This is a genomic window from Luteibacter sp. HA06, assembly GCF_054061215.1.
On sequence record NZ_JBSSDZ010000001.1, the window covers coordinates 3,976,577 to 3,990,341 of the forward strand.

The 13,765-nt window shown below is 66.3% G+C and carries 12 protein-coding genes and 1 pseudogene; 4 read left to right on the plus strand and 9 right to left on the minus strand.

Annotation, left to right across the window (positions count from 1 at the left end; translation table 11 throughout):
* Positions 1-8: 8 nt before the first annotated feature.
* Together ACVWWJ_RS18315 and ACVWWJ_RS18320 are read left to right on the plus strand one after the other, a co-directional pair.
* A complete protein-coding gene (locus ACVWWJ_RS18315) occupies positions 9-956 on the plus strand; it encodes a diacylglycerol/lipid kinase family protein (protein ID WP_456969007.1) in 948 nt (315 codons plus the stop codon).
* Positions 953-1,774: a metallophosphoesterase gene (locus tag ACVWWJ_RS18320; RefSeq protein ID WP_159894034.1), complete on the plus strand. Its 822-nt coding sequence runs from the start codon at positions 953-955 to the stop codon at positions 1,772-1,774. Before ACVWWJ_RS18315 ends, ACVWWJ_RS18320 begins: the two co-directional genes overlap by 4 nt.
* Here the strand turns inward: ACVWWJ_RS18320 and ACVWWJ_RS18325 are convergent.
* On the minus strand, positions 1,765-2,571 hold the full coding sequence (locus ACVWWJ_RS18325; protein WP_456969008.1) for an SDR family oxidoreductase: 807 nt from the start codon (positions 2,569-2,571) through the stop codon (positions 1,765-1,767). The two genes, ACVWWJ_RS18320 and ACVWWJ_RS18325, sit on opposite strands and share 10 nt — an antisense overlap.
* Before the next feature lie 91 nt (positions 2,572-2,662).
* Between ACVWWJ_RS18325 and ACVWWJ_RS18330 the strand changes: the two genes are divergently transcribed.
* Positions 2,663-3,694 (plus strand): oxidoreductase, encoded by a 1,032-nt coding sequence (locus tag ACVWWJ_RS18330; RefSeq protein WP_456969009.1) that lies wholly within the window; start codon positions 2,663-2,665, stop codon positions 3,692-3,694.
* Between the two features lie 86 nt (positions 3,695-3,780).
* Here ACVWWJ_RS18330 and ACVWWJ_RS18335 read toward each other — a convergent pair whose 3' ends face one another.
* From ACVWWJ_RS18335 to ACVWWJ_RS18345, 3 genes and pseudogenes are all read right to left on the minus strand, one after another.
* The gene (locus ACVWWJ_RS18335) at positions 3,781-4,644 is read right to left on the minus strand and encodes a sulfurtransferase (RefSeq protein WP_456969010.1); all 864 of its coding nucleotides are present in this window, start codon (positions 4,642-4,644) and stop codon (positions 3,781-3,783) included.
* Positions 4,641-5,428: pseudogene (locus ACVWWJ_RS18340) on the minus strand (CoA pyrophosphatase). The gene ACVWWJ_RS18335 and the pseudogene ACVWWJ_RS18340 overlap by 4 nt, the downstream one beginning before the upstream one ends.
* Before the next feature lie 18 nt (positions 5,429-5,446).
* Positions 5,447-6,160, minus strand: coding sequence for an FKBP-type peptidyl-prolyl cis-trans isomerase (locus ACVWWJ_RS18345; RefSeq protein WP_159894022.1), 714 nt, complete (start codon positions 6,158-6,160; stop codon positions 5,447-5,449).
* Between the two features lie 145 nt (positions 6,161-6,305).
* On the opposite strand from ACVWWJ_RS18345, the gene ACVWWJ_RS18350 reads away from it, so the two are divergent.
* Positions 6,306-7,088, plus strand: coding sequence for an enoyl-CoA hydratase-related protein (locus ACVWWJ_RS18350; RefSeq protein ID WP_159894020.1), 783 nt, complete (start codon positions 6,306-6,308; stop codon positions 7,086-7,088).
* Here the strand turns inward: ACVWWJ_RS18350 and ACVWWJ_RS18355 are convergent, their stop codons facing one another.
* From ACVWWJ_RS18355 to ACVWWJ_RS18375, 5 genes are all read right to left on the minus strand, one after another.
* Positions 7,089-7,979 carry a DUF1684 domain-containing protein gene (locus ACVWWJ_RS18355; RefSeq protein WP_456969011.1) on the minus strand — a complete coding sequence of 297 codons (891 nt, stop codon included), beginning with the start codon at positions 7,977-7,979 and terminating at the stop codon, positions 7,089-7,091.
* Between the two features lie 56 nt (positions 7,980-8,035).
* Complete coding sequence (gene mutL, locus ACVWWJ_RS18360) at positions 8,036-9,892, minus strand: DNA mismatch repair endonuclease MutL (RefSeq protein ID WP_456969012.1); 1,857 nt, start codon at positions 9,890-9,892, stop codon at positions 8,036-8,038.
* Between the two features lie 70 nt (positions 9,893-9,962).
* A complete protein-coding gene (locus tag ACVWWJ_RS18365; protein WP_456969013.1) occupies positions 9,963-11,618 on the minus strand; it encodes an N-acetylmuramoyl-L-alanine amidase in 1,656 nt (551 codons plus the stop codon).
* 191 nt (positions 11,619-11,809) lie between these two features.
* Entirely contained in the window at positions 11,810-12,283 is a 474-nt protein-coding gene (gene tsaE / locus ACVWWJ_RS18370; protein ID WP_456969014.1) for a tRNA (adenosine(37)-N6)-threonylcarbamoyltransferase complex ATPase subunit type 1 TsaE, read from the minus strand.
* Positions 12,280-13,752 (minus strand): NAD(P)H-hydrate dehydratase, encoded by a 1,473-nt coding sequence (locus ACVWWJ_RS18375; protein WP_456969015.1) that lies wholly within the window; start codon positions 13,750-13,752, stop codon positions 12,280-12,282. The genes tsaE and ACVWWJ_RS18375 overlap by 4 nt, the downstream gene beginning before the upstream one ends.
* Positions 13,753-13,765: the final 13 nt, after the last annotated feature.

Sequence of the window (13,765 nt, forward strand, 5' to 3'; positions counted from 1 at the left end):
CCTCTCGCATGAGTAATGACCTTCCCTTCGCCATCGTGATGAACGCCGGCTCCGGCCACCAGGATGCGGCCATCGCACGCGAGGAGATCGCATCGGTCCTGGATGCCGCCAACCGGCCGCATCGCTTCTTCCTGTTCGACGGTGGCGCCAGCATCGCCGATGTCGTTCGCGAAGCCATCGCCCACGCGAAGACATCCGGCGGCGCCATCGTCGCTGCCGGAGGCGATGGCACGATCAACGTCGTGGCCGCGGCCGCGTGGCGCGAGCAGCTGCCGATGGGCGTGCTGCCCCAGGGCACCTTCAACTTCGTCGGCCGCACGCATGGCGTCCCCACGGGCACGCGCGAAGCCACGGAGGCGTTGCTGCGCGCAACGATAGGGCACGCGCAGATCGGCATGGTCAACGACCAGGTCTTCCTGGTGAACGCCAGCCTGGGTCTGTATCCGCAGGTCCTCGAAGACCGCGAAGCGTGGAAACAGCGCTTCGGCCGTCACCGTATCGTCGCGCTCTGGTCGGGCCTGGCGACGATGATGCGTGGCTACCGGCCGTTGCGCATCGATGTCAGCGACGGCACGCAATCGCGAAAGCTACGCACGCCCACGCTGTTCGTTGGCAACAACGCGCTGCAGCTGGAAAAGATCGGCCTGGCGGAGGCCGCCGATGTATCGCGCAACGATGGCACGCTCGCGGGCCTGGTCCTCAAGCCGATCGGTCGCCTGACCATGTTCGGTCTCATCGTGCGTGGCGCGCTCGGCAAGCTGGGCGACGCGGACAACGCCGTCAGCTTCGCCTTCCGCGAGATCACCGTGACGCCGAAGCACCACCGCGAAAAACTCAAGGTGGCGGTGGACGGCGAGATCGTCTGGCTCGATCCGCCCATTGTCTTTCGCGCAGCACCGCGCCCGCTCGCCCTGCTCACCGATGGCGTGCGCCAGCCCGGCGAGGATCCGGGATGAGTACCATCGCGCAGATTTCCGATACGCATTTCGGCACCGAGCGACCCGAGGTCGTGACCGCGCTGGGCGAGCTACTGGTATCGATGCGGCCTGAACTGGTGATCCTTTCCGGTGACGTGACGCAGCGCGCGCGGCGTTCGCAGTTCGATGCGGCCAGGCATTTCATCGATGGCTACGACCGGCCCACTCTTGTGATTCCAGGCAATCACGACGTGCCGCTGGTCAACGTGTTCGCGCGCCTGTTCTCGCCGTTCGCGGGCTACCGGCGCGTCTTTGGCGACAACCTGGAACCTGAGTTCGTCAGCGACGACGTGTTGGCCATCGGCGTAAACACGGTACGGCCACATCGGCACAAAGACGGCGAAGTATCCGACGCTCAGATCGAACGTGTCTGCGCCCGCCTGCACCAAGCGACCAGGGAACAGTTACGCATCGTCGTCACGCACCAGCCCGTGCACGTCATTCGCGAAAAGGATGTTCGCAACCTGCTGATCAATCATGAGCGCGCCATCGCCGCCTGGTCCGCTGCCGGCGCGGACCTGGTGCTCGGCGGTCATATTCACCTGCCCTACGTTCGCCCGCTCAACACGCCCACGCGCAAGCTCGCCAGCGAGCTATGGTCGGTGCAGGCCGGCACCGCCTTGTCGACGCGCATCCGGGAAGGCATCAGCAACTCGTTCAACGTCATCCGTCACGACGCCAGCGACAATCGTTCGGTCTGCATCGTGGAGCAGTGGGATTACAACGAAGCCAACGGCCGCTTCGATCCGGGTGGCAAGACGACCGTCCCACTCGAGCGGTACGGGCTCTACACGTAGTGCATCTTGCGGGCGACACCACCGTCGACCGTGAAATTCTCGCCGGTGATGAATCCCGCCTGCGACGACAACAGAAAGACCGCCAGCGCCGCGATGTCCGGCGGCACCCCGGCCCTGCCGACGGGATGCTGCGCGTGATCGGCGGCGGATAGTTTCGGCTTGCGCCGCGCCGAAGGCTTCCTCCAGTCATCCACGACAATCCAGCCCGGATTGATCGCATTGACGCGCACCGGACCAGCGCTGATCGCTAGCGCATGGGTAAAGGCGACGATGCCACCCTTGCTCGCGGCGTAGGCTTCGCTATCCGGTTCGGACTGGTGCGCTCGCGACGAAGAAATGTTGACGATCGCACCGTTGACCTTCTTCAGCGCCGACAACGCGTGCTTGCTGCACAGGAAGGTGCCGCCCAGGTTGGTATCGAGTCGGTGCTTCCATTCCGACCAGTCGAGTTTTTCGATCGGTCCGCTGTGCGCGTCGGCGATGCCGGCATTATTGACCAGCCCATCGATGCGACCGAACCGGCGCAGGGCTGTCGCCACGAAGCGCTTCACGCTCGCCTCCTTCGACACATCGAGAAGGAGAAAAGCAGCGCGGTCGGCGACGTTCCAGGCTTCGATGCAGGCCTTGCCCGCTTCCGCATCACGATCGCCGATGACAACGCGCCCGCCGGCGGCAAGCACCCCTTCGGCGATACCCCGGCCGATACCTTGCGCTCCGCCGGTCACGAGCACGACCTTGCCGGGCCATTCGGTGACGGGCGGAATCGGGACAGGGGCGGCATGTTTCGGCGTGGCCATGGCGGTCTCCTCCAACGAAGGTTTGAACTTTAAACGAAACGGTCAGGCGTGCCGCGCTAATCTTGGGCGCATGTCCATCCCAGGAGCGACCATGCAACCGATCTGCACCGGCCTCATCGGCTACGGCACGGCGGGCGCTTTCTTCCACGCACCGTTGATCGCAGCCGCTGAAGGCCTCCGGCTTTCCGCCATCGGCAGTCGCCGTACGGACGAGATCCGCCGCGATTTCCCCGAGGCCGTGGCCTATGACGATCCCCAGGCCTTGCTCGCCGATCCGTCCATCCAGCTCGTGGTTATCGCGACACCCAACGAGACGCACGCCCCGTTGGCTCGTGCCGCCCTGGAGGCCGGCAAACATGTGGTCGTCGACAAACCCTTCACGCTCAACGCCGCCGAGGCAGAAGCGCTCATCGGCCTTGCCAACCAGGTCGGACGCAAACTGTCCGTCTTCCAGAACCGGCGCTGGGACAACGACTTCCTTACCGTGAAGCGTCTCGTCGATGACGGCCGTCTTGGTGAAGTCGTCTACTTCGAAGCGCACTTCGATCGCTTCCGGCCCGAGATCAAGCAGGGATGGCGCGAAACCGAGGTGCCCGGCGCCGGCCTGCTCTACGACCTCGGGGCGCACCTGATCGACCAGGCCCTCGTTCTGTTCGGCATGCCGCAGGCCGTGACGGCCGACGTGACCCGCCAGCGCGCCGCCGCGAAGGCCGACGACTACTTCCATCTGGTGCTCGATTATGGGCACCGCCGAGCGGTCCTGCATGCCTCCGTGCTGGTGCGCGATCCCGGCCCTCGTTACCTCGTGCATGGCGATGGCGGCAGCTTCGTGAAATACGGCATGGACGGCCAGGAAGCCGCGCTGCGTGAGGGTCGCCGCCCCGGTGGCGAAGGCTGGGGTAGCGACGAACCCGCGCTATTCGGCCGCTTCACCGATGCCGACGGCACGGCCACGGTGATCGACACGCTACCGGGCCGCTACACAGCCTTCTACGACGGTGTCGCGACGGCGATTCGCGAGAACGCGGCGATGCCGGTGGAAGCGCACTCGGCGCGCGATGTGATCCGGGTGATCGAGGCGGCTCAGGTTAGCGCGCGAGAACGGCGAAGCGTTTCGTTGTGAGGTGATCGCAAGCTGCAGGAGCATCGCCGATGAATCGGCTCCCACAGGTCTGCCGTATGTGGGAGCCGATTCATCGGCGATGCTCTTTACGTCGCGTCACCCAACGCCACGCCCCGCGACCGGTCACTCACCCACCCACTCCACGACGGCGCATAAAGCCGCGACCCGCAAAGCCCCGCGTATTCCATCGCCAGCAGGTTATGGCAGGCGGTAACGCCCGACCCGCACATATGCACGACCTCATCGGCCGTATGCGCACTCAGCACCGCTTTGAAGTCGCGACGTAATTCTTCAGGCGTGCGGAATCGTCCATCCGCCTCGAGGTTGTCTGCAAACGGATGATTGCGCGCACCCGGCACGTGCCCGGCAACCGGATCGAGCGGCTCGATATCGCCGCGATAACGCGGCGTGGCGCGGGCATCGAGCAAGAGGACGTGACCACTCGCTACGCCCGCGGCGAGTTCGTCGGCGCCAACGATTCCGGCGTCGTCGAAAACCACATGGACGGCGGTGGCTTCGCGCGCCACTGGCACATCGTCCACCGGCAGCTTGGCGGCGATCCACGCCACCCAGCCACCGTCGAGCACGGCCACGTTGTCGATGCCGGCAAGACGGGCAAGCCACCAGAAACGCGCCGCCGCCAGCGCACCACCGGCGGCGTCATAGGCCACCACCTGCACATCGGGCCGCCATCCGGCATGCGAGAGCCACGCGGAGAACGACGGGGCCTCGGGCAAGGGATGGCGACCGCGCCCATTCGATGGCGTGGCCATGTCGGCAAGATCACGGTCCAGATCGGCCCGTACAGCTCCGGGAATGTGCGCCGCCGCGTAGTCACGATCGCCCTTCCCCGCATCGGCAAGATCGAAGCGGCAGTCAACGAACAGGACCTCGCTGGCGGGGAGTCGTTCGGCAGTCTCGACATCGATCAGCGTGCGCGAAATCTTCATGGATGGCCCATCCGCTTAAGGAGGTTGTAGAGAATCGCCGCGGTGACACCCCAAATCCGATAACCGGCATGGAGGAATTCGACCATCTCGCGTCGATGACCGCGAAAATCCATCGTATACCGGCGCAGGTTGGCTGGCTCGAGGAAAAAAGCGAAGGGAACCTCGAAGACTTCCGCCACCTCACCCGGATCCGGTTTCAGCACCGCATTCGCGTCGATGCGCGCCACCACGGGAGTGACCGAGTAACCGCTGATCGTTTCGAACGCCTCGAGGAAACCCAGCGGCGTCACCATGCCGGCGTCGAGCCCGATCTCCTCCTCGCTTTCGCGCAGCGCCGTGGCGACAACGTTCACGTCCTCGGGCTCGACACGTCCACCGGGAAAGGCCACCTGGCCGGCGTGCTGCTGCAAGGTGTCGGTGCGCACCGTGAGCACCACGCGCTGCTCACGGTCGTCGCGAATGCCGATGAGCACGGCGGCGGGACGTCGCGGCGCGGTGCCGATCAATTCGGCCATGTCGTCGTGGTTCCAGCCACGCGGACCCGGCGGCGCCTCCAGGGGAAGCAAGGCGCCACGCAGTTTCGCGAGAAGATCGTCCATCAGCCCGGCTGCCGGTGCGGCAGGACGTCGTCCATGATCCAGAGCTTCTGCGCATCGTCCATCGTGGACCAGCGGGCGATCTCGTCACCCGTGCGCAGGCAGCCCTCGCACAGCCCGCGCGCGTCGAGTCGGCACACGCCGGTGCAGGGAGTCAGGGGGAGTGTTGTCGAGGGGACGATGGCCATACCGTCGACCATTCTAGCTTACGGCTGGATATCAACCAGTTCGATATCGAAGACGAGGGCTTCGTTTGGCCCGATGCGAGGCAGCTCGCCCCGCTCGCCATAGGCCAGAGCCGACGGGATCACCACTTTCCATTTATCGCCCACATGCATGCGCGGGATCACGTCCTGCCAGCCGGCAATGACGCGGTTGACGGTGAACGTTACCGGCTTGCCATGCGCGTAGGAACTGTCGAACTCGGTGCCGTCGATCAGGGCGCCGCGATAGTTCACCACCACGGTGCTGGTCGTCTGCGCCTGCGCGCCTCGGCCCTTGGCGAGCACGGCGTACTGGATGCCCGACGGCAGGGTGACAACGCCAGGACGTGTGCGGTTATGCGCGAGGAAGTCAGCGCTGCGCTGGGCGTTCGCCAGGGCAACGCGGCGGAACTCGACGACAGAGTCCCGCTGAACCTTCGCGTCGAAATTGACCAGCTGCTGCTGCATGACATCGATGGAGACGCCCGGCGCGCGCTTTGCATAACCGTCCTGCAAGGCCTTTACCAGTACGGCAATGTCGACATCGGGCTGCGCGCTGTTGGCGAACTGCGTACCGATCTGGTAGCCGATCGCGTAGGACAGCTTGGTCTTGTCGATCGCCGGCGCGCCGGAGACCGGCGCGGTCGGGGCCGACTGTGCGAGCGCCGCGCCACTGAGTAGCGACAGGCCAATGACCAGGAAACGCAAGGGTGACATCCCGTTCTCCGTGAATCCGGAACTTTGAGCGTGCGTGGAGGATAGTCCATCGGCCACGAGGCCGCCCATTCGCCATCAGACGCCTGCGGGAGGCAAAGGTTCCCCTGTTACCATCCGCCTCCTCATCCCATCGCCAGGAACCGCCATGGCTTTCCGTAACCTCCTCACCTCCGATCGCGAGGCCGTCCGCACGATCACGGTCAATCGCCCCGACAAGCTCAATGCCCTCAATCAGGAAACCATCGCCGAGCTGACGCTGGCCTTCCGGCAGGCCGCGATGGACGACAGCGTCCGCGTCGTGATCCTGGCCGGCGCTGGCGAGAAGGCGTTCGTGGCGGGTGCGGATATCTCGGAAATGACCGCATGGTCACCGGTCAGGGCGCAGGCGGCATCGCGTGCCGGCCAGGACCTCATGCTGGCGGTGGAACGACTGGGGAAGCCGGTCATCGGCAAGATACAGGGCTATGCCCTGGGCGGCGGTATGGAGCTGGCCATGGCCTGTCACCTTCGCGTGGCCAGCGAGAAGGCCCGCTTCGGCCAGCCCGAGATCGGCCTGGGCCTCATCCCGGGCTTCGGCGGTACGCAGCGGCTTACACGTCTGGCCGGTCGTGGTGCGGCACTGGAACTCTGCCTGCTCGGCCAGCAGATCGATGCCGCGCGTGCCGAACGGCTCGGCATCGTGGCGCGCGTGGTCCCCGCCGGGGAACTCGATGCAACCGTCGAGGCCCTGGCCGACCAGCTCGCGGCGGCCGCGCCGCTGGCGCTCAAAGGCATCCTGGAAGCCGTGATCGAGGGTGGCGAATGCGCCATCGACCAGGGTCTGGCCTTCGAGACCCAGGGCTTCGCGATCGCATTTTCGACCGATGATATGCGTGAGGGGACGAGCGCGTTCCTCGAGCGTCGGAAGGCTTCGTTCAAGGGCGTTTGATCACCCATGCCCACCGGCATACTTCTTCTCCCCCGCCGTCACGCGTACATCCAGCCGGTTCTCCGGCGGCGCCAGCGGACAGGTGGCATAAGGCGTGAAAGCGCACGGCGGGTTTCGGGCCTCGTTGAAATCGAGGACCAGCTTGCCGTCCTTCGCCAGCGCGGTGTCGAGAAAACGCGCCGCCCCATACGTTTCCTTGCCACTGGTGCGATCGGCAAAAACAAAGAACAGCGAATCGGGTTCTTCCTGGATCGGGTACAGCTCGAACGTGTGGCCGTCGCGGACGAAAACCGCCTTGCCCGGCACCTTCTCCTTGTCGATACCACCAAGGATGTTGCCGATTTCCAGCTCATGGGGCGGATCGAACGGGATCCAGTCGGCGACGACGCGCCATGACGAGTCGATCGGGAAATAATCGATGCCTGCGAAGTGCACGCGCGAATCGGCGTTCTCGTCCTTCACCCGCAAGGCCTTCTTGCCCTCGCGCGCAATGACAAGGAATTTCGCCGAGCCGAAGCTCACCTCGGTGGCCTTGCGCCCGGTGCCACCGTCGTCGACGAGGGTCGCGCGCTGAACCTCCCGGCCGTCGACCAGGGCGCCACTGCCCTTGGCCAGTTCGATCGTGGCCGCACCGGTGTCGTCCAGGGTGATCGTGCCCAGGTGTGCCGGGCCGGCCTTGAGCACGATGTCGTTGTCCGCCGCGCTGCCGATGCGATTCGTACCGGGCTGCAGCCATTCCAGGCCGATGAGGCTTAGCCAGCCATCCGGCGCTTTCAGCGTCTGCAGGCGCTCCGCGCGGGCCTTGCCAACGGCGGCGGTGTAGTCATCACCGGCAAGGGCGCTGCCCGTGGCCACGGCGAACACGGAAGCAAAGGCGAGCGAGCGGATCATGGCGATACCTCGTTTGGACGTCTATCCGTCCAGCATAACGCTAAAACAGGCGCGAATCAGCGGCCGCGAAGGAACAGGCGATCCAGCTCGCCAAGCGATAACTGTACCCAGGTGGGCCGGCCGTGGTTGCATTGCCCCGATCGTTCGGTGGCTTCCATTTCCCGCAGGAGCGCGTTCATCTCGGGAATACCCAGGCGGCGTCCGGCGCGAACCGAACCGTGGCAAGCCATGGTCGAAAGCAGTTCGTTCTCAAGTTCCTCGAGGCGACGCGAGCTGCCGTGCTGGGCCAGTTCGGCGAGTACGTCACGGGTGAGCTGGGCCACGTCGGCACCTTCCAGCAAGGAAGGAATGCGACGAACGACGACGCCGGAGGGTCCGCTGCGCGAGAGCTCCAGGCCCCACTCCGCAAGCGCGTCGCCATGCTCTTCCGCCGCCGCGGCCTCACGCGCGCTCACCGCGATCGACAAGGGCACGAGCATGAGCTGCGAGCGCAGGTTGGCTGTGACGCGACCGTTCTTGAGCTTCTCGTACGTGATGCGCTCGTGCGCCGCGTGCATGTCGACCAGCACGAGGCCGTGCTCGTTCTCGGCGAGGACGTAGATATTTTTCAGCTGCGCAATGGCGTAACCCAGCGGCGGTACGTCGCTGCCGGCGTCCGGCTCATCGCCGGCCGGCGGCGTCCAGGAGCCGGTCGGGCGCGGCCCTGATGGGGCGCCGAACAACGTGGCGTACCCAGCGAGAGGTTCCTCACGAACACCGAGGCTCAGCCGCGACTGACTGGACGACTGCGGCCATGAAGGCAGCGCCGTCGATCCCTGCGTACCGGTAGCCTGATAGGTTCCAACCCCGCCATACGCGCCGCTGGCCGACGCCCCCTGGAAGGCGGTGTCGACAGCAGGCGCTGTCGCGCCCGCGCGCGTCTGCGCGAGCGCTTCATGCAGGGTGCGGAAGAGGAAATCATGGATAAGGCGCTGTTCCCGAAAACGCACCTCGCTCTTTGCCGGATGCACGTTCACATCCACGCCCGTCGGATCGAGTTGGAGGAACAGCACGAAAACCGGATGGCGCCCATGGAACAGTACGTCCGAGTAGGCCTGGCGCACGGCGTGCGCAACGATGCGGTCGCGCACCAGCCGGCCATTAACGTAGAAATATTGCTGGTCTGCCTGCGACCGGGATGCGGTCGGCAAGCCGACCCAACCCGACAGGCGCAATCCGGCGGCCTCATGCTCCACGCGCAAGGCCTGCCCGGGGAATTCGGGACCAAGCACTTCGGCAACGCGAGCGAGGGCGGCGTTCTCGTCACGCGCAGGCTTGAGCAGGCGCACTGGCTTGCCGTTGTGGGTGAGCCGGATGTCGACGCCCTCGCGGGCCAGTGCCAGCGACTTCAGCAAGTCGTCGATGTGCGCGAACTCGGTGCGTTCTGCACGAAGGAACTTTCGGCGTGCCGGCACGTTGTAGAACAGGTCGCGTACCTCGATCGTCGTACCGGGCGGATGCTGCGCAGGGCGCGCGTCCTGCAGGCGGCCACCGTCGACCTCGATTCGCCATGCGGCGTCCTCGCCCTGATGCCTCGACGTCAACGAAAAGCGCGCGACGGACGACACCGACGCCAGCGCTTCACCACGAAAGCCCATGCTGGCGACACGCTCGAGGTCATCGAAGCTGCCGATCTTGCTCGTCGCGTGCGACGCCACGGCGAGTGCGAGTTCGTCGCGCGGAATGCCGCCGCCGTCGTCGCGCACACGGATGAGCCGGGTGCCACCCTGCTCGATGTCGACCTCGATGCGGCGGGCACCGGCGTCGATACTGTTCTCGACGAGCTCCTTCACCACGGAGGCGGGACGCTCGATCACTTCGCCGGCCGCGATCTGGTTGATCAGCTCGGGCGGCAGGGGACGGATGCTGGGCATGAGTGGGGCGACCTGACGTGCTTTCAGGTCGAAAGGATAGCCCAAGGCCCCCTCAGCTGCCGAACCACGCTCAGCCGGATGGAATCACCATGACCGAACCGATGCGGACGTTATCGTCGTTCATCTTGTTGGCCATCTTGAGCGCACCGACCGACACGCCGTACTGGTTGGCGATGCCGGTAAGCGTCTCACCGCGATTGACGCGGTGGAGATCGCGAACGTTGTCGTCAGCCCGGCCGCTCGACGCGCGCGCCGACGGCTGCGGCGCATCGGCTTTCGCCAGTGTCCGCTTCGACGGGGTAGCGCGGCTTGCCGCCTTCACCGCATCGGATGCCACGGCGCCGGCATCGGCGGCCACGGCGGGTGCCGCTGGCGCGGAGGCCGCGGTGCTGGCCAGCGAGGTTCCGTTGCGACGCGCGGCCTGGACAGCAAACCACGTACCCGGTGGTGGCATCGACTCGAAGTAGTTGCGCACACCGCCGAGGACGGCCGTGGCAAGCTCCCGACGATGCCCGTCGTCGCGCAGGCGGGTTTCCTCTGCCGGATTGGTAATGAAGGCCGTCTCGACCAGGATCGAGGGTACGTCCGGCGAGCGCAGCACGACGAAGTTGGCGCGCTCGACGTAACCGCGATGAGTGGGCCCGAGGCGGCCGAGGGCCTTCAGCACGTTGCCGGCGATCGATTCGCTGGCCTGCATGGCATAGCCCTGCTGCAGGTCGAGCAGGACGGCCGCAAGGCTGTCGTCCTTGTCGTCCAGCGAGACGCCACCGACCAGGTCGGCGCGGTTTTCGCGATCGGCCAGCCAGCGCGAGGCCTCGCTGGTCTTGCCGCGTGGCGACAGCACCCAGACGGAAGAGCCTTTCGCGTCGCCGTTCTTGAAGGCGTCGGCGTGAATGGAGACGAACATGTCCGCGTTGTGCTCGCGGGCGATCTCGTAGCGACGCTTCAGGGGAATGAAGTAATCGCCGTTGCGCGTCAGCACGGCCTGCATGCCGGGCTGGCGGTTGATCTGGTCGGCGAGTTCGCGGGCCACCTGGAGCGTGACGTCTTTCTCGCGCAGGCCGGTCGCACCCTTCGCGCCAGGATCTTCGCCGCCGTGACCTGCGTCGATCGCGACGACGACCTTGCGGTCGCCCGTCGGCAACATCGGCGGCCGGCCGGCCGGCACGCTCTTGCCCCGCGAACCGCGCGTGGCGCGGCTCGGCGTCGGTGTCGGTGCCGGGGTATCGGCCCCGGAGTCGGTATCGTCGCTCGCCTCGGCGGCCGCAACGGACGGCGAATCGTGGTCGATCGTCCGCGGCGGGTTATCGCCGGGGTCGCTCTGGCCGCCCGGGTAAAGATCGAGGACCAGGCGGTAGCCGTAGTCGCCCGCCGGCTTGAGCAGGAAGCTCTTCGGCTTGGCCTTCGGGTCGACCGTCGCGACCATGCGCGCCGAGCCACCCTGTTTGCTCACCGTCATCGACTTGAACAGGCCCTGCCCGCCGGGCGCGGCGAAATCACCCGTGACCGAGCTGCTGGCAATGTCCAACACGACGCTGCCGGGTACGTCGCCCTGCGACATCTTGTAGGACGCCGGGCCGGACAGGTCGAAGACCACGCGCGTGTATTCGGGGCCGGCCCAGGCACGGGCGGCCTTCACGTCAGCGGCCGATGCAGAAGCAGCGGTCAGCATCGCGATGGCGGTCACGCACGCAAGCAGGCCAAGTTTGATAGTCATTCCCCTCATACGGCCCGGATTGAACTGCAAGCGCCCGACGAATGCAAGACGTTTTCCCTTGATAATCCATAACCTGCGAAACCTTCGTCAACGCGCGTACAGGTTTGTACGACAAGCGAGACAGCGCACGGCGAAGAAAAGCCCTTGTTTTCAGGGATGAAGGGCGAACGGGACTCTGCTGCGGGTCGCTGCGGGCGCTTTCAGCCGCCGCGTGTCAAGGAAGCAACCACTCGTCCACCAAGGGGTGACCTCGGCTCGAAACATACGGCCCTTCCCGCCCCGTCGTGGCGAAAACTCAAGGCCAGGTCCACCGGCGGGAGGGCACCGGCGCCTCGTTCAGGCCATTCCACGAGCACGATCGCGCCTGGCTCCGCCAGGCTGTCCAGCCCCAGCCACTCCAACTCGCCCGGATCCGCGATGCGGTAGAGGTCCAGGTGGAATGCTTTTCGCTCACCGACGTCGTAGCCCTCGACCAGGCTGTACGTCGGGCTTTTCACCCGTTCGCCCACGCCGAGCGCCTGAAGGAATGCCCGGGCAAAGGTTGTCTTGCCTGCACCGAGATCACCGTAGAGGAAGGCGACCAGACCGTCAGCGGGCAGGATCGCCGCCAGATCACGACCCAGCGCCATGGTGGCGTCCTCGTCGGCGAGAATCAGCTCAACCACGTCGCTCATGCGTCCAGTCCGTTCACAAGCCGGCGTAAGGGGTCAAGCAGGTCGCCGGCGAGCAGTCCCCGCTCGCCATGCCGGGCGGCGACATCGCCGGCACGCGCATGCAGGCTGACGCCGAGGCAGGCCGCCTCGTAGGCATCGCACCCCTGCCCCAGCAGCGCGGCAATGATGCCCGTCAGGGTGTCGCCCATGCCGCCACTGGCCATGCCCGGGTTGCCCCAGGGGCACACGCTGACCTCGCCACCCGGCGAGGCGATCAGGCTGCCATTGCCCTTGAGCACAACGACGGCTTTGAAGCGCCGGGCCATCTCACGGGCAGCGGCAAAACGGTCGGCCTGCACTGCCTTGGTGTCGATACCGAGCAGACGCCCTGCCTCGCCCGGATGCGGCGTGAGTACGACCGTTCGCGGGAGAGCGCGCTCTTCGGCATGAAGCAGGTTGAGGCCATCCGCGTCGAGGACGGTGGGCAGGTCGGCATCCAACGCTGTCGTCCAGAGGGCGTGACCCCAGGCCGCCTGACCAAGCCCGGGGCCCAGCGCGAGCACCGATGCCTTTTCCAGCATTGGCTGCAAGGCCTGTGGCCCATTCACGCCATGCGCCATCAGCTCGGGGCGTGCCGCATTCATCGCCACTACGTTTTCCTCGCGGGTTGCGACGCTCACCAGGCCAGCGCCCGTGCGCAGCGCCGCTTCGGCCGCCATGCGAACCGCGCCCCCTGTGCCGTGATCGCCACCTATTGCGAGGACGTGACCGTTCGTGCCCTTGTTTGACTCGCGCGGTCGCGGTGGCAGGTGTCCTGGCAACAGCAGGTGGGAGTCGGGCGATTCCAGCACCGAGTGCGGCAGGCCGAGCGTATGCAGTTCAACCACACCGGCGACCTCGCAATGGAACGTATGCAGGCCACGCTTGTGCACGATGAAGGTCGCCGTCGCCTCCGCACGGATCGCCGCGCCGGGCATCGCGCCCGTGTCGGCGGAGAGTCCGGAGGGGATATCCAGGGCGAGAATCGGTGCGCCCGTGGCATTCATCGCCTCGATGGCGTCATGAGCCTCGCCTTCCGGCGCGCGATTGAGGCCGGTGCCGTAGATCGCGTCCACCAACACGTCAGCGCGCGGGAGATTGGCCCAGCCGGCGAACGGCCCCGGATGACCACCGGCGGCAAGATAGGCGTCGCGGGCCTGCACGGCGTCGGCACCTTTCGGGTCGCCCAGGGCGATCAGGTTGACCGCCAGTCCCGCCGCGAGCGCATCGCGGGCGACCAGGTAGCCATCGGCGCCGTTGTTGCCCGCGCCACAGACCACGCGGAGCTGCCGGGCGGCTGGCCAGCGCTCGCGCAGCATGGCGAACGCCGCCGCAGCCGCACGCGTCATCAGCTCGAAGCCAGGAATGCCGAGGTCAGCGGTGGCGCGCTGGTCGATCGCGCGGGCCTGCGCCGAAGTGAAGAGAGCGGTGCCGAGCTGGGGGGCGGTCATCGGGGGATTATAG